The sequence below is a fragment of the Devosia sp. genome (assembly GCF_036563435.1).
Classification (GTDB): Bacteria; Pseudomonadota; Alphaproteobacteria; order Rhizobiales; family Devosiaceae; genus Devosia.
This window is the reverse complement of the sequence record NZ_DATCMJ010000001.1, coordinates 513192-530812: the sequence shown is the minus strand read 5'-3', so window position 1 is coordinate 530812 and position 17621 is coordinate 513192. Positions and strand designations below refer to the sequence as shown.

Here is a 17621-nt window from a genome sequence, read left to right as displayed (position 1 = left end):
GTCAACCCCAGGCGATGCCGACCGAGTGATAGTTGGCCAAGACCTCAGGCCCGAGCGTCGCGACCCATGCGCTGTAGTCCTCGATCGTCCCGGTGTCCTTGTCGGCTGCCGTCATCAGCGACGTCGAGATGATACCGCCTGCAGCCCTGACGGCATCCCAGTACTTGGCCCCCGAATTCAGGATGTCCTGCCATGAGCAGACCTCGTCCACAATCAAGTCGTCGGGGATCGCTTGCCCAGCGATATAAACGTAAGGCGTGTCGTCGCGGAATATTGGACGGAGGCGACCTATGAATTGGCGGACGGCTTCCTCACGGTGCTGGGCCTGCACGGCACGGGCCATCGGGCCGGCGTGCTCTTGCGTGCGGTAGGAAACGTTGCGCCCGTCCCGGAGCGGCAGGGAGCGGGTGACTACGTGCGGATAGATGGTCTTCCCGAGCTCGTCCACGCCCGTGCCGGTGACGTCGATCGGGGCTTCGGGGATCGCGTCGTTCGAGGTCAGCGCCGCTACTTGGGAATCGATCTCCGAGACGGGCAGCTCCATGCGGCCCACACTAAAAGCGGCGACGTGGTTGCGGGCGAAGTCGAGACCTGCGACCGCGCCCGGATGGAGGATGTCGACGTTGGCCGACTTCAACCAATCGAGCTCGACGATCCGGCGGACAGCCAAATTCAGGTGCACGACTACATGGCCGTTCGCATGGAAACCGGCGATCGCGCTGATGGCCTGCCGGATCTCGTGGATCACCTGCGCCGCAGCCATGCGCTCCTCGGGCGTCGCGTCCGCCGGAGGCAGGATCGTCCGCAGCGCGAACCGCCTGTCGAGCACGGCCATCACGCGGACGTTGAGATCCGCCGGCACGGTGGTCGTCTTGATCTTCCGTCTGGGAAAAATCCTGCGGGTGATCTCGGGATCGCCGGAAGCGTCTAGCAACAGCGTGGGCTTGTCGCTCCAGTTCGGTTCTGACATCCACGAAATGCGGACGGTGTCGCCGCCGAGGAGCTGATATTGACTCTCCTGCCCCCCGCGCGCGTACGGACGCTTTGGCCCATAGATCTCGGCCTGCGCCTTGTCCGCTAGCAAGGCCTCGACGCGGGCGATTGCGATGGACCAGAAGCGGTGTTCGGTCCTGACGTGCTCGCTCTCGGGCTCCACCACCCAGGCCGCCAGCTTGGCTGGCGACATCGTCGGCGTTATCCGGTGCACCGAAGTGATCGCCGCGCCGCAGACCCGCTTGGCAAAGCGCGCCAGCTCGAGACCATTGGGAATGGAGGCCAGGACATCGGCAGGATCGAGGCCATCGAGGAAAGCCTTCGTCACGATATCGGCGGCAGCCCTGCGGAAGCGGAGGAGATCGGCGCCGGCGCGGCCATGGTCGACGTCATCCCGGTTCGGCTTTGGTTCCGGCCTTGGGATATGGAATGCATCGACCGGGATGTCGCCGCGATGGACCACGGATCCGAAGAAGGATTCGTCGATCACCAGACCGTCCACGGCTTTTAGCTCGTCGGGCAATTCCACGTCTAGGAACGCTTTCGGGAGGAACACGATATCCGACGCCGCGATCTTGGACTTCTGCGCGATGGCTTCGCACGAATGGTAGAACGTACATTGAACGTCCTCGACGATGCCGGATGCGCTGGTCAGCCGGGAACGGCACATGCCGGCGTTCGACTTGCCGGCGTCCTGCACCAGCTTCATTTCGTCGGCACGTTGGCACAGGGCCAGCTTGCCCTGGTACGGCATTGCCTTGAGGCCTGCCTTGTCCGCAGCCTGTAGCGCTTCGTCGATGTTCTGGTAGGTCGGCAGCGCGAATGCCAGCGTCTTGCCCCTCAGCCGGGCGTCGTCGGCAATTTCGGCAATGGCTTTCCTGGTCTTGCCGGCACCGGTCGGCGCATTGAGCGCATGGACCGCGTCGACCCCTGCAACGACGTCGTCGAGGTAGTCGCGGAGCCCTTGCTTGACCGACTTGGTCACCTTCGCCCCGATGACTGTGCGGTCCGTCTGCAGCGTCCGGTCCGCCCGGGCGGCATCGTCTCCGTTGGTGAACTCGGCGCGGACGGTCCCGCGGGGATCGATCCACGGGAACGGTGACGGCTGCTCGAATACCGGCTGCACTGCCGCCATGCCGCCGCCCAGCTGGCCGGTCGCGACGCGGACCATGCCGCGGTCGACTTTCTCGCTGACCGCGGCCTTGGCACGCTGCTTATCCCACGCGCGCGAGGGCGACTGGGCGGCCAAGAAGGCACCAAGCACTTTGCTCTTCAGCCGGATGCGGTTCAGCTCTCCGTCGTCCCGGTCCCCGGTGCGGACAATCTCGCGGGACAGCGACCACATGAATGCATCGCGGCCATCGCTGACCAAGCCATCGGCGTCGAGCGTCCAACCCTCACCGGCGGGGACCGTGACGGTCTGCCCGTCGATCGTGATCTCCGCCATCTTGGTCGGCCTGGAGCGCATCTGCCCGAGCTCGATGAGTGCGGAGAAGAAAGCGTCGACCTGCGCCTGGTTGACTACGGGGGCTGCGGTCGGCGCCACGTTCCACGGGAACGACCCGCGCCAGGTGAAATAGCGGCCTGTCTTGTGGTGCTGGCCGAATGCCGTCAGCGCCTTTCCGTGGCCGAGCAGCTCGACGGCATCCTCGCCGTCGTCGAAGAAAGCCGTGCGCGACTTGGGCTTGCCAGCAAGGCGGTAGAGGAGGGCGGGACGGGAGCCGTCGCGGACCAGCGGAGTGGGCCCGAGGATACGGAAAGCGAGGTCGATGGCGGCACGCGCACGCTCGGGGCCGCAGTCGAGATCGAGAGTGAACAGGCCGTCATGACCCATCAGCACGGCGCCGTTGGAGCCGGCGGCCTGCAGGGACCAGCGACGGGTCTCCTCGATGGTCGGCAAGAATTCGAAATAAGCGGAAATCTTGATGTGCTTGCCGTCGATGCGGGACGGCAAGCGGAGGGTGCGTTCTTGCGGGAAGATCGCCCAGCCGCGCTCACGTGCATCCATGGCAACGGCGCCGAAGAGGGTTTCGCCGGGCATGTACAACTGCTCGGTTCCGGAAGCCGGTAAGGCTTCGACGGAAACGCCGCTCAATTTCGCGATGTCTTCAGGCTTGAAAAGGCCCACGCGGACGCGCCTCGGGTATCGGATCTGCACACACACATGGCCGGATCTTCGTCCGGTCCATCCAGGGAGTATGTGGCTGATCCCGGCATCGCGCAACAAGCAAGCGCGAAGTAAGGTTAAGAAAAACGAGATCTTTCGAAAGTCTAATTAAGATCCATGCCCCCGATGTTCATGAACAGTGTTCATATAGATCGGTGTGGAAATTTATTCCGACACGTCGCTTGTTTTTGATCGAGCCGTCTGCCTACGATTTGCACGGGGCATCGGGCAGTTAGCATGTGCGAATACGAGTCACATACTATCGATCTTCGGCAGGCGGATCGTAGTATTCGCGAAGCTTTGCTTGCGCTGATTAGCGCGGCAATCCATTCCCGCGGCCTCACTATCGAGAACATCCGGCAAGTAGATCCGCGCGTTACTCGGCCACAGTGGCAGGGACTACGCGACGCCCAGGACGGAATGCTTTCGAAAGAGCGTCTGTACGCAATCGCCGACGGATTGGAAGTCGGCCATGCCGCGGAAGACACGTTTCTAGCGTGTGCCGCATGAGGGAGATCGGTACACCTGACATCGGGGTCCGGACCCTTACCGCGGCACGTCCGCGCCTGGTAACCGAGATCGTCCGCACGATTTCGGCCAGGCAGATGTCTGTGTCGGATGTCCGTGCCGTCTATCCCTCTTTCGATCGCAAGGTCCTCCACATGCTGCGCGCGGCCAATGCCGCCGGCTGCGTGCCCGAGCGATCGGTATCGGGCGGCTGAACGGGATCGCCGAGGCCCTCGGCCTGGACCTGCTGCCGATCCTTTTCCCCGAATCCACGATGGAGGCAGCCTGATGCGCGTCGTCGTCCTCGACACGGCCACCAAGACCGGGTGGGCAGTCCTCGAGCTTGGCGTCGTGCTGCCATTCGGGCTCCTGCGCCTGGATACCGACCTGACCAAGGCCGACAGGGGCGACTTCCAGCGCCAGCCAAAGGTATTGGTGTCGGCCTCGATCCAGTTCGACGCCCTCGTTGCCGAGTGGAAGTCGGACTTCATCGTAGCCGAGAGCCCGCACCTGCGCGGGGCCTCGAGCTTCTTGACCGTCGCCATCTACGGCATCGCCGAAATGACCGCGGCGAACCACGGCACCGGGTTCTACGGCGTACGCACCGCGTCTTGGCAGTCCCGCATCATCCCGGCGCCGAAGGGCGTGGCGAAGGCCAAGGGCGACACCAAGCTGCGCTCTGTCCAGCACGTCCTCGACCTGGGCTTCGATCCCGAGACCGACGACGTCGCCGATGCGCTCTGCATCGCCGAATACGTCTGCCGCGAGCTGCGGCTCGACGGCCAGGCCTACGAATTCTTGCCGACCCTTTCACCGCGGAGGAGAGCCGCATGAACCTCAACGAATATTTTTCCGCCGAGAGCCGTGACGGCATCCGCACGCTGGCCTTCCCGGTGATCCAGACCGCGTCTGTGTTCCAAGTCCTGCCGTCGGTCATTGGAAAGGTCGTCGAGGCGCTCCGTCCGTCATGGCGCCGGGTTATTGGACCGAGACCTACTTCACCACCGATCCGAACCTGCTGCAGACCATCGCCAAGATGAGCGCCATGGTTCCGAAGTCCGCCTTCCCCGAAGGCGCGGAGGTCAAGGCTCAGGTTTCACAGCGCACCCTCATGCTGCTGAAGCGGAGCGCGGGCAACTCGACAAGGCAAACGGCGTCATCCGCCGGTGCCACGATTTCAATGAAGCGCAGATCTCCGGTCTTCGCGGGCCTACGGAGAACTGACCTTGTTTAACCTCGACCCCACCATCACCCTGGGCCAGCTGCTCATGATCGGTATTCCGATCGGCGGGACTGTCTTCGGCGCCATCGGCGGCTTCATCATGCACTACATCATCAAGAAGGCTCGCGCGGCCATTATTAGGGAAGTGGTCGCTAAGCTATCCAAGTCGAAGAAAGAGCACGAGGAACTCATCAAGGGGACCAACGAACTTGTTGTCACCCTAGGCGAGGGCTTCAGCACGATCCGGACCGAACTGCATGAATTCCGTGGTTACGCTGAAAAGCACTACGTCGAAATGACCGACTTGGCAGAAGTGAAGACCTCCTTCCAGAACGCCATGGGCGAGCTACGCGACGACATCCGAACTGCGACAGCGACAATGATGGACGTCCGCGACAGCGTGATCGTGCTCACCACCAAGGATGGCCAGACTGAAGTCAAGCCGGCCCGCCGACGCACACAGCCGAAGGCCGCGTCCTGACCTGTAAGGATTTCACAAAATCCTTACGACCTCTCTTGAAGGTCGAACCTGGCACTCTTAAGTCTTGGATACGGGTTAGCATTAGGCGCCCACCGGTATAGCCAAGGCGTGCAGGGGATCGACCAACGGCGAAAATCAAAATCCCCAACCCCGCTGGTCCGGGACATGCAGTCATTGGCTACTATAAGGGCCGCATGTCGTAGAGATGGGAGTTTGCGAGATGATCGCACTCTTCGAACTCGAGACCAGCCAGTCGGAAGGCGGTAGCATCTACCGCGTCCGCGTAGGGTGCTTCCTGCACCCGAAGGTGGTCGCGATGATGCTGGCACTGACCCGCTGGCTCTAAACGGGAAGGCCGTCCTCCGGGGCGGCCTTTTTGTTTCAGATATCCTTTGCCTTGTCGGCAGCGAACTCGGCCCGCATCGACGTCATCTGTAGGTCGTGTGCCGCACGGAGCCGCTCCGACAGCCGCACCAGATCGTGGACCCATTCGCCCAGGCTGATCTTCGTCACTGCCCCCGGGTGCACGCGCTCGAGATCGTGCCGATCGGTCACGTGGTAATCGATGGAGAAAAGGGCTTGCTGCTCCTGCGTCTCGAAGGAGGCGTTGCCATAGATGTCGCCCTGAAAGTTGGACCGCGTCCACTTGAGGACATAGGACCTACCCTCGACAGTCAGCAGTAGTCCGATGTGGTCGGTGCCATCGACGGATCGGCGGTCGCCTGCGGTGATGGTGACCCCAGTCGCCGGCGTCTTGTATTTCTCGTCCAGCTTGATCCAGCTGTGGTGGTGCTGAAGGGCCTGGATCGAATAAGCGAGGGCCTGCCAAAGGCCCATGCTGTCAGCCGTGTGCTGGGCGGCAGCCAGGCGGCTTTCGCTGTCCTGGAGCGACTGTTCGACCGGCGCCATCTCCTCCTCGGCTTCCAGCTTCAATCCGGCCTTCAAGAGGCGGACGCTCTCCGCCAGCAACTCGGCCGCTGTTTGCTCCACGACCGGCTCGGGCTCCGGAGCGCGGGGCGGCGGCGGGTTGTTGCGTTTCCAGAAAGCCATCATTGTCCTCGTTCCGCACCAACATGCCCGACGAAATCATGACTGCCAACAGTGAGTTTAGATGACACCGGCGCAACTCGCCGGCGGGTCACCGGCGAGGGCGGGGAGGCCTGCGGGCGAGGTGCCGGCAGGTTATTCGTGATCCCTGCACACCGTCCTGCCGTCGCGGTTCCAGCCGGGCTTGCCGCACACCTCGCAGATGAACTCCGACAGCTGCTCCGCCGACGCGATGATGTCGTCAACGATATCGACATCGGACACCGGGCCCGCCAGCTCGAGCCCGCCCATCTTGTCTTTAACGTCGACAAAACCGGGGTAGTACGGATCCACTTCACCGATCCAGTCCGCGGTGGCCATCAAGAGATCTCCCCAACCGGCACCCACGGCCAGGCCGCAGCGGTAGACGGGGAAATGACGCATCACCAGCTCGTCCCAGCTTTCGGGCGGCAGCCTCCTGTCTCGGCCAGTCTCCCGGTCGGCCCACTTGCTGCGGACGTGATAGGTGCGAGCGAGCAGCTCCATCAATACCCGGCGATCCGGAAGATCGACGAGCCCGCGCTTCCCGGGGCCGGGCTCGACGTCATAGTCGAGATAGATGCCGTCTTCGTCGAAACGGGCGCCGCGCACCATGAAGCTGACGTCCGGTCCCAGGACCCAGCGCCCCTGTTCGCGGAACTGGTCGACCTGGCGGGTCATGTATTCGATGTATGCGTCGTCAGCCATAGACCATCTCCTGAGCATAGAGCATCCCGATCTCGGCCAGAGCCTCGAGCAGCGGCAGACGCCATGGCTTGCCGTGCGAAGCGTTGAGCAGCCGGCGCAGGTTGGCGTAATCGGGCTGCTCCAACACCGCTCTCGCAAGAGCACCGTCCTCCCCCTCCGCGAGCCGGGCGATCTGACCGACGCAGACGAAAAATCCGTTCCGGGCCAGGCTCGTTTCCAGGTGCATGATCACGCCGCCTCCAGGACAGTGATGTGGGCGCGGGCGGTCAGCAGCCGGCCTTCGTAGACCGAGCCGCCGGCCAGGTCGGTGACCGCGGCCATATCGGCGTGCGACAGGGTGGCACGTGCCCGCTCCGCAGCGGCACGGAGAGCACGGGAGGGATCGTGGACAGCGATCTGCTGCAGCACGTCCCGATACACGTCGTATGCTTCGTCGTAAGCGCTCATCAGTGCATCCCCTTCGCGCGCTCTCTATTTTCGACCAGCTCTTCGACGATGTTGGCCAGCTGCCGCATGCTCCCGCCCGGCCACATCTTCTTGACGATCTCGATCTCGTCCGGCTCCAGCGGGCCGTGCCAGTCGGGATGAAAGCCGCGCTGCTCGACGATGCCGGCGATGATCCGCTTCGTGATATCCCCGATGTGCTCCGGCCCCGCTTCCGGTATCTGGATCACACGACACCGGTCGCGCAGCGGCCTCGACAGCTTGTCCAGGTCGTTGACGCACAGCACCCAGGAGACCGCGGACAGATCGACGGTTGTCTCCAGGCCGGGATCGAAAAAGCGGGCTGCCGTAAGGGGCTCGATGAAATTGAGCAGCACGTCGCCCAGGTTCCCGTTGTGCGTGCCCGTGCCCATCTTCTCTGGCTCGTCAAGGATGAGCATGGGATTGGCGATGCCGGTTTCGCAGACGTACTGCAGGGGATTGCTCATGCGTCCGGACGAGTATTGGCTGCTCGTGCCGCCGAACGACGCGTCGGCAACGCCGCCCGCCGGATAGATCATCGGCTTCATGCCCAGGCCCTCTCCCAGTGCGACAGCGTAGCTCGTCTTTCCAGCCCCTGGCGGACCCGCGAGGATTAGCCGGAAGGATGGAAACTTGCGTCCCGCCTGGCGGTTCAGGATGCGGTCGGTCTCCGGATGCAAGTGTGGATGACTGTGCCGGAGCGCAGCGCGCGCCTCGGCCAGCCGGTCCCCGCCCACAAGCGGTAATGGCTTGCCTGCGATCTTCTTCGCGTGGGCGACGATCTCCTGCCGGTGCTTGCTGTCGGGCCTCAGCAGGAGGACCTGCGGGACGGGAGTAAGCGTCGGTCCGCGCTTCCTGAACAACGGCTTGTCGCCCCCGGGCCAGCTCATCGGTATTGCATCACGCACCGCCCGCTCGCTTTCCTCGATCTCCTCGTTTGTCGCATAGAGGCCGGGGTCGTCGTCTTCAGGTGCGAGCGGCTGGTCCTGGTCTTCCTCGACGACATCGAGCTCCTCGACCAGCAGCCCGATGGCCCGTAGACGTGCCATTCCCATCGCCCGGCACTCGTCGATCTCGACCGGCTCGAGGCCGTCATCGGGGTGGAAAACACCATGGTCGACCATGAGCCCGGTCGCGAGACCGAGCCCCTTGATGTAGCCAACCTTGTCGTACGGGTTCCGTGACTGCAGCATGCGGACCATGAACAAGGGCACCGCCACTTCGTGACCCCGGATGGCAGCGTGCCACAAGAAAGCGCGCTCGACTTCCTCCTGGCCCTGGGCAAGCTGGTGGACCGCGAAACAATTGGTCGCTGTCGGTACATCCCGGCAGACCGCGAGGGCCTTTCGAACAGACTCCGGCTGCTCGTCACGGTCCAGCAGGACGTCGCATTCCTGTCGGACGTCCAGGAGCGGGGAATTCTTATAGGCGACGTGGCCGCGCATGCGGTCCAGCAACGTGGGGATCGACTTGCCATAACGGATAGCGCGCTCGCGATTGTCCCAGTGGCGAGATGCGGACTGCGATTGGGGGGAGGGCAGCTTGCGCTGCGGAGTGTCGGCCATGGCTTCGTCCTGGTGACGTCGCGCCTCTTCCGAAAAGGGGCGGACCGGTAATGACGTCATGCCGCTGCCGAACAGCAGGCATAGACGTCCTTCAGCCAACGAAGACGAAAAAGGCCGGCGTGTCCACCGGCCTCTATGATGGTCCTTAACGGCTGGTTACTGCGCCTTGTATGCCGTGATCTCTTCGTAGAACCGCGCCAACTGGGCGGCGACCACCTCGCCGTCCAGATTGCCGGCATGCTGGGCCAACAGCTTCTCGACTTCCCGGTGAAACCCAGTCCGCGTCAGTTCGGCTTTCTGCGCCCTGACATATGCTTTTACGTCAGCCGGGGGAGTGATCTGGCCGCTGATCCATTTCTGGGCCGTCCGGTGGTTCACGCCGCCGCACGCGCGGGCCAAGCGGCTCGCCGGCGAATTCGGGAATATGAACAAGACGTCTTGCTCGAAGGCATCCTGTTCCGGGTCCACTGTCGCCACGTCCGCCTCCAGCACTAAGATCGTGCCGGCAGCTTTAGCGAGGATGATGTCACGCATCAACATCGTCATCCCCCAGGATCGGATCGGGGGTACTCTCGAGCCGGTGCTCCAGCAGCTCCAGCACGCGGCATTGCTCCATCCGGAACCGGGCCGGCAGGTTTGCCCGGTTCAACCCATCGTACGCGGTCTCGAGCTTGGCGTCCGTCATTAGGACGGACGTGGTCAGACGGCGGTAGCGGAAGGCGAGGACGTCCCGCTCATGCCCCGTCTCGGCGGCATCGTGGCGATAGCGGGTGTCGACGGCCAGTATCAGCAACCCGATGCGGTGCAGGGGCTCGATCATGGTGCGATCCGATCCGGCGTGCAGCGAGAGAGGATGTACTCCAAAGGTGTCCTGCCCTGGAGCGCATGGAAGCCAGTTATCCCCAGGCCTGCCCAGTAGTGCCGGGTCGGCCTGGGATAATGGATAAGGGTGACACGGGTCGCTGAAAGTCCCGGGCAATGCACCATGACCTGTTCGCCTTCGACCTTCGCGTAAGCGGCAAATTTCTCGCCGAGGAGGTACTGACGAGACAATGAACGATCCTCGTTGTTGATGTGGGAGAGCATCCACAGGCGGACGTTGTAGTTGTGCGCAAACGGCTGATACAGCCGCCAGTGCCGGCTATCATCGAAGACCTGGTGGACGAACCCATTGATCCTGTAGATCACGTCATCCTGGGCACGGCGATCACCAACAACTGCGGTGTCATGGAACTCCGCGAGCAGGGTCTTGAACGCCGAGATGGCAGTGTCCTGCGTCCAAATGGGGCGTTCGGCGGCGACGCGGGCGTCGATCCAGTCGAGCAAGTCGTACTGGGCGGGATCGGGGCGCTTCATAGGGCCTTCCTCGCCTTGTAGCGCACCGCCGCCTTGTATTCCTCGGCGGACACCTCGACCGGATCATCCGGGATTACGATCGCTGGTTCGGGAACGCCGCCCGCCTCGACTACCTTGCGCTCATGCCATGCCACGCGAGCCAGGCACTGTTCCGGGTCCACGGCATCCTCGAGGAGCAGACGCCAGTGGTGGGCCGCGACCTGCTCATCGGCAACAACGTTGCCGGTTCCGTGACGGAGTGCTTTGCGTGCCGCTGCGCGGGCATGCTGCCGCGGGGTCCACCGCCACGTGTCGAACGCGTCGGACTTGAATTCGACTTGCGGCGGCAAGGCGGCGCGTTGCGCAGCTACCGACGTGCGTAGGGTAGATACGGCCTGGCGTAACGGAGCGGACCATTCATCGAACTCGGCCTTCAACGCAAGGTCATCGGCAACCTTCGGCTCGAAGGTATCCATCGCCTCCTGCAGCTCGTCTGCATAGCCCTCTGCTGCATCCAGGTCGCCACAGCCGATGCCGCCACGCATGAGGATAATGGCCCACTGGACGGGGATGACGAGGCGCATGATGTCGCTTGTTGTAACTGTCATTTCACCCTCGCTTTCGCGGCGCCGAGCACGGCGTCCGCCTCGTCCAGAATGCCGCAGATGCTGGTTGACGACCCGGGCAAGTTGAACGCGTGCTTGCCGAAGCGAACGAGGGTCGCCTCGTCCACACCGAACTCTACGATCAGGCTGTGGACGAGGCCGTAGCATGTCTCGAGCGCTGCCAGGGCGCGGCGCTCCTCGGGCGTCACGGGAGGGCGGAAGTCGAAAGAGGACTGGCTCATTTCGCCCTCGCTTTCTTGACGGCCTTGGGCTTGCGTGTGCCCGGGCGGATGGCCTTGTCGGCCAGCAGGTGCAGCTTCAGCAGGGCTGCCCGGTACTGCTCATGTGTAAGAGGATTCATTTGGCATTCCTTGCGTAGCCTGGCGGGCAATGGGTGACCTTTCCCCAGGCGAGGGCCTCGGCGACGAGCCGGGCATCCTCGGCGGGATCGGACTTCACGGGGGCGGACCTGCGCCCCTGCCAAGCGTTGAACTTCAGTTCGTCATCGTCCTTGGGCGCCCGGATCACCGGGCGCCTAGGCTTCGGCACCTGGACCACGACCGGAGCCGGCTCTTCGACTTCGGGCTGCTCGAACTTGAACTTGAAGGCATTAACCCGCCTCTCGAATTCCGGGTCGTAGCGCGGCTCCTTGATTACGTTGCCGTCCTCGTCCTCGTGCCAGAGGTTCAAGTCGATTGCGCGCTGCGTGATCTCCTCTAGGATGTCGTAGTAGCCCGGTATGTGGGCTACCGGATCACGAAGCCAATCCGGGATGAAAGATCGGCGCCTGTTCCACCCGGGGCGCGGTCTCCTTCCGGGTAGCGGCAAACGACTTGATCCCCATGCGCTTGAGCTCGCTGGTGACCGTCCAGGTCTTCACGCCCAATGCCTTTGCTGCCTGGTCTATATCCTCGGCATCCTGGATGATCCCGAGGATCTCCGTGTCTGACATGGCAGCCAGCTGACGCTTTTTGCCCCTACGCCCGTCGCTGGTCTTGATCACCTGTATTTCGAAGGCAGGGTCTTCCGGCGTCTCGACGATGGTGGCAACGGCTTCCATCTCCGCCTCGACAACCGGTTCGGGTTCCGGAGCCGGCCCGACCGTGGTGCTTGCGTCTGGAGCGTCGGCATCGGCTTCCTCGACGACCGTCTCAGGCAATCCGTCTGGATCGACCCTTGCCGCTTTGATCCGCTCCCACATGCGCTTCAGGTTCGCGCCCTTGAATGATTTGCGGCTCAAGCCGAGACGGCGAATTTCACAATTTACGACCCCCGCCCCAACTTGGAGCTTCTCGGCTGCTTCTGCCGTGGAGCTTGACGACCTTGTGATCTCGGTCAGCGTCTCGTCGGGCACGTGCGCCAGCAACCGCTCGCGACCACGCTTCTTGCCAATCGACCCTTCAGGCAGCGGCTCCTGGTCCACGCGCTGATCGACCGGCAATTCCAGCACCGGCTGCTGCACGCCGAGCAAGGACAGCAGCCCCTGGCGGTCGACCGGTACGGAGACGGTGGCCGTGCCCGAAAGCAGGACGCCGGCGACGGTGACCGAGGCAGCGCCCAGGTCGATGGAAATGTTCATGACGGCGTTCATAGTTCTATCCCCATTACGCGTGCTTTGAGGTTGGTGTTCCATGCGTGCCCGGGGGCACAGCGGGTGATCCGGCCTTCGGCGATCGCCTGCTCTATAAGCGCGCGATCGGCTTCACGGTCGGCGGCGGACGCACGGCGCGCTGCTTCTTGCTTCGAGCGTGACGGCATCACGCTTGGCTCGCCGGCCTTGCGGGGCACATGGCGCTTGATCGGTGCCATATCGGGGCTGCCGGCATACGGGATCTTCTTCGAGCGCTGGCGACGGGGTGCCCCCTCTTTCCTCGTCGTGGGCGCCCCCAGCTTGATGCCGATACGGCTGGCCTTGCCGATTACCGCGTTCTTCGTGAGCCCCATCTCGGCGCCGATGAGCGCTGCCGATTTGCCCTCGCGGTGCAAGGCCTTCAGCTGGTCGATCATGGCGCCGGTCCACGGCGTGGGAGCGACGGACTTGATGCCGTGCTGTGCGCGGAGCTGGATGAAGCCCGGGAGACCGCGGTGCGCGAGATCGTGCCGAAGGGTACGGGTGGTGACGCCCATGCTATCGGCGGCGTCCTGGGCGCTGGCGGCGTCCAGGATGGTGGCGATGAATGTCTCGTCGCTGATGTGCGCGAGAACGCGTGTGAATCGAGGCATCAGACGATACCTCCGGTGCGCAACTGGCCGAGGTAGCGGTCGATGAACTGACGCGCGACGGCGATGGCCTCGGCAGGATAGGTGTCGAGATGGGCGCAAGCCCAGTGACCGAGCTGCGAGTGGGCATTGCTCCAGCCCACGCGGTTCGCCTTTGCGGCACGGTCGGCGTCCAGGCCTGTGAGGTAGCGGATGCCAGCGACGACCTGGGCGTCGGACATGGTGCGGGGAAGGGAGGGAAGTTTTGCAGCGCCCTCGCGCACGGCCTTGGAACGGGCAGCGATACTGTCGATGGCCGCCTGCAGTTTCTTGCGGCTGTAGCCCTCTTCACGGCTTGCCATCGATGTGTAGAGCGTGATGACGTCACGCTCTTTCTTCAAGACGAACGGTCCGAACTTGGACACCAAGTCGAGCGCTTCCTGCTGCACCTCGTCCACAAAGCCGTCGAGCTTGCTGAGGATAAAACGGCGGCCAGCGTCGCGGTCGTAGAACATTATCTCGGAAAAGTAGCGGCTCTGCGTGCCGACAGAAGCACTGTAGCCGGCGCCGACCTTGTCGATGTCAGCGTGTGTGACGGGCTCGCCGTCGATCGTGGCATTGGACAGATCAATGCCGATAGTGATGTCGATTGTCATAGCGCCCTCCTGGGCTGCCGGGGTGCCTGATTGCACATCTCCAGCACGCTTAGAATGGGCCCACCTTTCCGCTTTGTCGAATCGTTTTTGCGCCGGAACGCGAAAAAGTTACTGCGACATCAAGGACTTATGGATTTTAGGTCGATTTTCCTAATAGGTATCCATTCCTATTTGACACGCCGGCGAGTTGCCGGCAGGTCACCGGCAGGTCGCCGGCGTGTCGTGGGCAACTCGCCGGCGTGTCAACATAACTCACCTTTTGTAGTCAGGTATTGCGGCGGATCTCGATGTCGCTCGAGCGGCAAGCATCCAGCATTTCGGCGACGCTGCCGATCCCGGTCAGCTGCATAGCGCGCTGGTCATCGATCCACCCTCGCTGCCAGCCCTGCAGCGCGTCGTGGACAGAGACGTGACCGGACACCAGTGCGGCCTTGGCTTCGGCTTCCAAGGCCTCGCGCTCACCGGGGCCGGGTTCGGCCATGGACTTCATGAAGTCGTCGAGATCGCTCATGCTGCTACCCTCTTCTTCAAGTCGACCTTCGGCAAGCGCAGCCCCTTATGCCGGCGCCGGTTGTATTCGATCTGCGCCTTCAGCCAGTCAACATCATGGAGCCGGCGATCATATGCAATGGCCTCGGCGGTTGCTTCGTCGACCCAGTCGCACCAGGCGCGAGCAATCCGCCACTTCTTGTGGGTGCCCTTGAACAGGTACGACCTGGCTGTCACGTCGCCGGACTTCACGCCTTCATTGTGGTCCAGGATCGACTTCACGTCTTCGAGCGTCCACTCGAACTTCTCCGCCGCGAGGCTGGCGAAGCTCCGCCTGATGTCGTGCGGGGTCGCTATGACGCCGGGCATGTAGCTGACGTTATGCTGGATCGCCGACTGCGCTATGGCATCCACCGGCCCCCCGGCTTTCTTCGGACGATAGCCAGGGAAGAGCCTGGGGTGATCCATCTCTTCCGTGAGCTCCTTGGCACGCTCGACCACGGCCCATGCCTGTGGTGGCAGGGGAACGATATGGTCGGCCCGGTCCCCGCGCTTGTCCGCTGTCTTGCGGTGCGCTGCCGACATTGACCAGGTGCCTTGCCGCCGGTCCTCCGCGAACGCCATGCCGTCGCGCCGTGCCTTCGAGATCGGGGTCACCCGCTGGCACGTGTAGACGAGCAGCTGGATTGCCAGGGAAATGCGCTCGTCGATGGCACCGCTTTTGGCGATCGCCATGATGCGACCGACCTCATGCATGGGCGGGATGTATTCACCTTGGCGCACTTCCTCCAGCTTCGTGCGGTCCGGCGCTCGCAGGCCGACCATCACATTGTCATGGACGCCGCTCTCGTCGGAATGCTGGTCCAAGCAGAGCCATCTCCACATGCTCTTGATGACGTCGCGCAAGTGCTCGCTCTGGCTCTCGACACCACGGGAGTGGATGTCGGCCAGCACCTTGGCGGCGTCCTTGCGCGTGATGCCGGCGACGGGCAAACCGGCGAACCGGGCGAGTTCGGGGGTCCGGGTTAAACGGTTCCGGTAGTCCTTGAACGTCGCCTCCCGCAGGGTGGCCTCGACGTGCTCGATGAACAGCCGGACCGCACGTTCCCAGGTCCAGGTCTCCGCCTGGGCTGCAAGGATAGGCACCACGGGCGCCGTGACCTTGCCGTGGGCGATCAGCTGCTCGGCAACCCACGCGTCGTCGGGCCGGCGGATCTTGCCGCGGATCAGCACCTGGGCGTCAGACACCAGCGTCCTGGCTTCGGCTATGGACCACGTCTCGACCGTCCCCAGGGTCAGCCTGGAGGCTTGCTTGTCCATCATGAACCGGAACTGCCAGATCACCTGGCCGGCGCTCACGCGGAGCCTGAGCCCCTTTGCGCGGCTATCGGCGACCTCATATCTGTCGACGCCGTTGCGGCTGTCGGCCATGGCCTTCGCCACGGTGGGTTGCTTGATGTCTATCTGGGCCATCGGGACCGAATCCACCTGGGACAAATCTGGGACAAGTCCATCGAGCATGGCGGGCGGGGTTGTGGAAGGCCAAAAGCCCGGCTATCCTTAACAAACAAGGGTTTCGGCTGCGCGCAGAGCAGCGGAAACAGCGTGACATACGGAATCATAATCCGTGTGTCCCCAGTTCAAATCTGGGCTTCGCTACCAATCAAACCCCCGGGAAACCGGGGGTTTTCCTTTTTTGCCTTATGTCCATTTGCCCTGGGACACGGTTGGGACGCCGACTACAAAACATCGACCCCTTTATAGCTTAAGCTGTGGATAATAGACGGGGCATTGTGGCTTCATGCTGCGCCCACTCGGCGTTGGAAGCTGCCCACTTTTTCGAGCGTAGCTCTCGTCCAGCAGCACAAGCATCCTCCTGATCGTTCCTTCCAAGGCTGCGCTACGGCCAGCGCACCAGCCGTCCTATGTGGATCGCGGCAAGCGCAAATCCGCTGCAACCTCGTCCCGCGTACGGCCGGTGCCCGAATGCCAGGAGTTCAGGAGTTGAGACAGCGCTGATCAGCAACTCCCGACCCAACCTGGTCATTCGCCGAGAGTAATTTGGCACTAAAGCTGTCGTTCGTCTTCTTGATCTGTTTAGGGGCGGAACTTCTCGAACCGCGTGTCTCCCGAATCCAGTATTTGCATCCGCCTCCATCCACGTCGTTCATAGAAACCGGCCGCACGGGTAGATGCATCCGTTCCGAGCCAGATAGACGCATGACGTTGGAACAGAAACGCTTCTGCTCGTTCCATCAGAACGCTTCCAATGCCGTGCCCTTGCCAATCCGGACGGATGAACAGAGCAAATACACTGGCATCCGCTGCATCCGCCATCGAGAACCCAACTATGCGGCCATCACGTTCGGCGACCCATATGCACGGCTCGTCACGTAGAGCCTGGCAGATCGTGTCGGTCGTGATGCCCATCGCTGCCATCTGTTCGACGGAGACATGGTTCTCCCTAACGCTCGTCCGAACTTCAAAAATCGCCGCGATGTCGTCTTCTGCAGCATTGCGGATGATGATGGTCAATTAATCCAATACTCTGGAGAACAGGGCGACGCTTGTGGAAGTGTCCGCTTTTGAACTCATCCTATCCAGGAGCTGCGAGGCCAAACCGTTTCACACTTTGTCCAGCATTTTACGGTGGGGTCTGCCTGGGCCCCGTCAATACGACAGCAGGCCATGCCGTGGCCTATCCACTGGGTACAGTGTTCGGCATTCCACATGGTGCGGCAAATGCCCTGATCTTCCCGCATGTGCTGGCCGCAAATGCCGCTGCAGCGCCGGAAAAGACCAAGGCCATCTGCGAAGCGCTCGGCCTCGACGACAGCAGCGAGGCGGCGCTGCTCGACAGCGCCATTGTCTATTGCCGCAGCCTTGGCCTACCGATGCAACTGAGCGAGCATGGCGTCACCGAGGATGCGCTCGGCCGCATGGCGCAGCAGGCCCATGCCATTAGGCGTCTGCTCGATTATAATCCCCGTGACCTTAGCGTCGCCGAGATCGAAGCGATTTATCGCGCCGCCCTCTAGCTCCGCAGCTTGGCAGCCCGCCTGTAACGAATTAAGCCGTCTCGACCGGGTAAACCTTTGTTTTCGTCTACTGAATTGTGGCATCGTGCGCTGATCCTGTTGTAAACAACAGGCGCAACAGGAGCG

At 62.8% G+C, this 17621-nt stretch carries 24 protein-coding genes, 1 tRNA gene and 1 pseudogene; 7 read left to right on the top strand and 19 right to left on the bottom strand.

The features are described 5' to 3' along the window. Position 1: 1 nt before the first annotated feature. Entirely contained in the window at positions 2–3121 is a 3120-nt protein-coding gene (locus VIL88_RS02560) for a bifunctional DNA primase/polymerase (protein ID WP_331985605.1), read from the bottom strand. A gap of 545 nt (positions 3122–3666) precedes the next feature. Here VIL88_RS02560 and VIL88_RS02555 point away from each other — a divergent pair. From VIL88_RS02555 to VIL88_RS02535, 5 genes are all read left to right on the top strand, one after another. Beyond that, complete coding sequence (locus VIL88_RS02555; protein WP_331985603.1) at positions 3667–3882, top strand: hypothetical protein; 216 nt, start codon at positions 3667–3669, stop codon at positions 3880–3882. A 73-nt stretch (positions 3883–3955) separates the two neighbouring features. Next, entirely contained in the window at positions 3956–4501 is a 546-nt protein-coding gene (locus VIL88_RS02550) for a hypothetical protein (RefSeq protein WP_331985601.1), read from the top strand. A 133-nt stretch (positions 4502–4634) separates the two neighbouring features. After that, positions 4635–4901 carry a hypothetical protein gene (locus VIL88_RS02545; protein ID WP_331985599.1) on the top strand — a complete coding sequence of 89 codons (267 nt, stop codon included), beginning with the start codon at positions 4635–4637 and terminating at the stop codon, positions 4899–4901. Then, positions 4894–5370: a hypothetical protein gene (locus VIL88_RS02540; RefSeq protein ID WP_331985597.1), complete on the top strand. Its 477-nt coding sequence runs from the start codon at positions 4894–4896 to the stop codon at positions 5368–5370. The genes VIL88_RS02545 and VIL88_RS02540 overlap by 8 nt, the downstream gene beginning before the upstream one ends. A 220-nt stretch (positions 5371–5590) precedes the next feature. Next, positions 5591–5716: a hypothetical protein gene (locus tag VIL88_RS02535; protein ID WP_331985595.1), complete on the top strand. Its 126-nt coding sequence runs from the start codon at positions 5591–5593 to the stop codon at positions 5714–5716. A gap of 35 nt (positions 5717–5751) precedes the next feature. On the opposite strand, the gene VIL88_RS02530 is transcribed toward VIL88_RS02535, so the two are convergent. The 17 genes from VIL88_RS02530 to VIL88_RS02450 all read right to left on the bottom strand — a co-directional run bounded on the left by VIL88_RS02530 (position 5752) and on the right by VIL88_RS02450 (position 15930). Continuing rightward, positions 5752–6420 (bottom strand): hypothetical protein, encoded by a 669-nt coding sequence (locus tag VIL88_RS02530; protein WP_331985593.1) that lies wholly within the window; start codon positions 6418–6420, stop codon positions 5752–5754. A gap of 132 nt (positions 6421–6552) precedes the next feature. Beyond that, positions 6553–7143, bottom strand: coding sequence for a hypothetical protein (locus VIL88_RS02525; protein ID WP_331985591.1), 591 nt, complete (start codon positions 7141–7143; stop codon positions 6553–6555). Beyond that, the gene (locus VIL88_RS02520; protein WP_331985589.1) at positions 7136–7375 is read right to left on the bottom strand and encodes a hypothetical protein; all 240 of its coding nucleotides are present in this window, start codon (positions 7373–7375) and stop codon (positions 7136–7138) included. The genes VIL88_RS02525 and VIL88_RS02520 overlap by 8 nt, the downstream gene beginning before the upstream one ends. Then, complete coding sequence (locus tag VIL88_RS02515; protein ID WP_331985587.1) at positions 7372–7590, bottom strand: hypothetical protein; 219 nt, start codon at positions 7588–7590, stop codon at positions 7372–7374. Before VIL88_RS02515 ends, VIL88_RS02520 begins: the two co-directional genes overlap by 4 nt. Next, complete coding sequence (locus tag VIL88_RS02510; protein ID WP_331985585.1) at positions 7590–9173, bottom strand: AAA family ATPase; 1584 nt, start codon at positions 9171–9173, stop codon at positions 7590–7592. Before VIL88_RS02510 ends, VIL88_RS02515 begins: the two co-directional genes overlap by 1 nt. A 156-nt stretch (positions 9174–9329) precedes the next feature. Beyond that, on the bottom strand, positions 9330–9707 hold the full coding sequence (locus tag VIL88_RS02505) for a hypothetical protein (RefSeq protein WP_331985583.1): 378 nt from the start codon (positions 9705–9707) through the stop codon (positions 9330–9332). Next, on the bottom strand, positions 9700–9993 hold the full coding sequence (locus VIL88_RS02500; RefSeq protein ID WP_331985581.1) for a hypothetical protein: 294 nt from the start codon (positions 9991–9993) through the stop codon (positions 9700–9702). Before VIL88_RS02500 ends, VIL88_RS02505 begins: the two co-directional genes overlap by 8 nt. Next, a complete protein-coding gene (locus VIL88_RS02495) occupies positions 9990–10529 on the bottom strand; it encodes a hypothetical protein (protein WP_331985579.1) in 540 nt (179 codons plus the stop codon). Before VIL88_RS02495 ends, VIL88_RS02500 begins: the two co-directional genes overlap by 4 nt. Continuing rightward, entirely contained in the window at positions 10526–11116 is a 591-nt protein-coding gene (locus VIL88_RS02490) for a hypothetical protein (RefSeq protein WP_331985577.1), read from the bottom strand. The genes VIL88_RS02495 and VIL88_RS02490 overlap by 4 nt, the downstream gene beginning before the upstream one ends. Next, positions 11113–11355, bottom strand: a complete 243-nt coding sequence (locus VIL88_RS02485; RefSeq protein ID WP_331985575.1) for a hypothetical protein — start codon at positions 11353–11355, stop codon at positions 11113–11115. The genes VIL88_RS02490 and VIL88_RS02485 overlap by 4 nt, the downstream gene beginning before the upstream one ends. Beyond that, the gene (locus VIL88_RS02480) at positions 11352–11474 is read right to left on the bottom strand and encodes a hypothetical protein (RefSeq protein ID WP_331985573.1); all 123 of its coding nucleotides are present in this window, start codon (positions 11472–11474) and stop codon (positions 11352–11354) included. Before VIL88_RS02480 ends, VIL88_RS02485 begins: the two co-directional genes overlap by 4 nt. After that, positions 11471–11803, bottom strand: coding sequence for a hypothetical protein (locus tag VIL88_RS02475; protein WP_331985571.1), 333 nt, complete (start codon positions 11801–11803; stop codon positions 11471–11473). Before VIL88_RS02475 ends, VIL88_RS02480 begins: the two co-directional genes overlap by 4 nt. 64 nt (positions 11804–11867) lie before the next feature. Continuing rightward, on the bottom strand, positions 11868–12704 hold the full coding sequence (locus tag VIL88_RS02470; RefSeq protein WP_331985569.1) for a hypothetical protein: 837 nt from the start codon (positions 12702–12704) through the stop codon (positions 11868–11870). Then, positions 12701–13336, bottom strand: a complete 636-nt coding sequence (locus VIL88_RS02465) for a GcrA family cell cycle regulator (protein WP_331985567.1) — start codon at positions 13334–13336, stop codon at positions 12701–12703. Before VIL88_RS02465 ends, VIL88_RS02470 begins: the two co-directional genes overlap by 4 nt. After that, the gene (locus VIL88_RS02460) at positions 13336–13968 is read right to left on the bottom strand and encodes a hypothetical protein (RefSeq protein WP_331985565.1); all 633 of its coding nucleotides are present in this window, start codon (positions 13966–13968) and stop codon (positions 13336–13338) included. Before VIL88_RS02460 ends, VIL88_RS02465 begins: the two co-directional genes overlap by 1 nt. 265 nt (positions 13969–14233) lie before the next feature. Further along, a complete protein-coding gene (locus VIL88_RS02455; RefSeq protein WP_331985563.1) occupies positions 14234–14479 on the bottom strand; it encodes a hypothetical protein in 246 nt (81 codons plus the stop codon). Further along, entirely contained in the window at positions 14476–15930 is a 1455-nt protein-coding gene (locus VIL88_RS02450; protein WP_331985561.1) for an integrase family protein, read from the bottom strand. The genes VIL88_RS02455 and VIL88_RS02450 overlap by 4 nt, the downstream gene beginning before the upstream one ends. Before the next feature lie 110 nt (positions 15931–16040). Here VIL88_RS02450 and VIL88_RS02445 point away from each other — a divergent pair. Further along, positions 16041–16119: transfer RNA gene (locus tag VIL88_RS02445), tRNA-Met, on the top strand. A gap of 435 nt (positions 16120–16554) precedes the next feature. On the opposite strand, the gene VIL88_RS02440 is transcribed toward VIL88_RS02445, so the two are convergent. Continuing rightward, the gene (locus VIL88_RS02440) at positions 16555–16992 is read right to left on the bottom strand and encodes a GNAT family N-acetyltransferase (RefSeq protein WP_331985559.1); all 438 of its coding nucleotides are present in this window, start codon (positions 16990–16992) and stop codon (positions 16555–16557) included. Between the two features lie 104 nt (positions 16993–17096). Between VIL88_RS02440 and VIL88_RS02435 the strand changes: the two are divergent. Further along, positions 17097–17495: pseudogene (locus tag VIL88_RS02435) on the top strand (alcohol dehydrogenase); the annotation flags it as partial. Between the last annotated feature and the right edge of the window lie 126 nt (positions 17496–17621).

Coding starts and splice junctions, on each gene's coding strand:
- VIL88_RS02555 (WP_331985603.1), top strand. CDS start 3,667: ATGAGGGAGATCGGTACACCTGACATCGGGGTCCGGACCCTTACCGCG.
- VIL88_RS02550 (WP_331985601.1), top strand. CDS start 3,956: ATGCGCGTCGTCGTCCTCGACACGGCCACCAAGACCGGGTGGGCAGTC.
- VIL88_RS02545 (WP_331985599.1), top strand. CDS start 4,635: ATGGCGCCGGGTTATTGGACCGAGACCTACTTCACCACCGATCCGAAC.
- VIL88_RS02535 (WP_331985595.1), top strand. CDS start 5,591: ATGATCGCACTCTTCGAACTCGAGACCAGCCAGTCGGAAGGCGGTAGC.
- VIL88_RS02530 (WP_331985593.1), bottom strand. CDS start 6,420: ATGGCTTTCTGGAAACGCAACAACCCGCCGCCGCCCCGCGCTCCGGAG.
- VIL88_RS02525 (WP_331985591.1), bottom strand. CDS start 7,143: ATGGCTGACGACGCATACATCGAATACATGACCCGCCAGGTCGACCAG.
- VIL88_RS02515 (WP_331985587.1), bottom strand. CDS start 7,590: ATGAGCGCTTACGACGAAGCATACGACGTGTATCGGGACGTGCTGCAG.
- VIL88_RS02510 (WP_331985585.1), bottom strand. CDS start 9,173: ATGGCCGACACTCCGCAGCGCAAGCTGCCCTCCCCCCAATCGCAGTCC.
- VIL88_RS02505 (WP_331985583.1), bottom strand. CDS start 9,707: ATGCGTGACATCATCCTCGCTAAAGCTGCCGGCACGATCTTAGTGCTG.
- VIL88_RS02500 (WP_331985581.1), bottom strand. CDS start 9,993: ATGATCGAGCCCCTGCACCGCATCGGGTTGCTGATACTGGCCGTCGAC.
- VIL88_RS02495 (WP_331985579.1), bottom strand. CDS start 10,529: ATGAAGCGCCCCGATCCCGCCCAGTACGACTTGCTCGACTGGATCGAC.
- VIL88_RS02490 (WP_331985577.1), bottom strand. CDS start 11,116: ATGACAGTTACAACAAGCGACATCATGCGCCTCGTCATCCCCGTCCAG.
- VIL88_RS02485 (WP_331985575.1), bottom strand. CDS start 11,355: ATGAGCCAGTCCTCTTTCGACTTCCGCCCTCCCGTGACGCCCGAGGAG.
- VIL88_RS02480 (WP_331985573.1), bottom strand. CDS start 11,474: ATGAATCCTCTTACACATGAGCAGTACCGGGCAGCCCTGCTGAAGCTG.
- VIL88_RS02470 (WP_331985569.1), bottom strand. CDS start 12,704: ATGAACGCCGTCATGAACATTTCCATCGACCTGGGCGCTGCCTCGGTC.
- VIL88_RS02465 (WP_331985567.1), bottom strand. CDS start 13,336: ATGCCTCGATTCACACGCGTTCTCGCGCACATCAGCGACGAGACATTC.
- VIL88_RS02460 (WP_331985565.1), bottom strand. CDS start 13,968: ATGACAATCGACATCACTATCGGCATTGATCTGTCCAATGCCACGATC.
- VIL88_RS02455 (WP_331985563.1), bottom strand. CDS start 14,479: ATGAGCGATCTCGACGACTTCATGAAGTCCATGGCCGAACCCGGCCCC.
- VIL88_RS02450 (WP_331985561.1), bottom strand. CDS start 15,930: ATGGCCCAGATAGACATCAAGCAACCCACCGTGGCGAAGGCCATGGCC.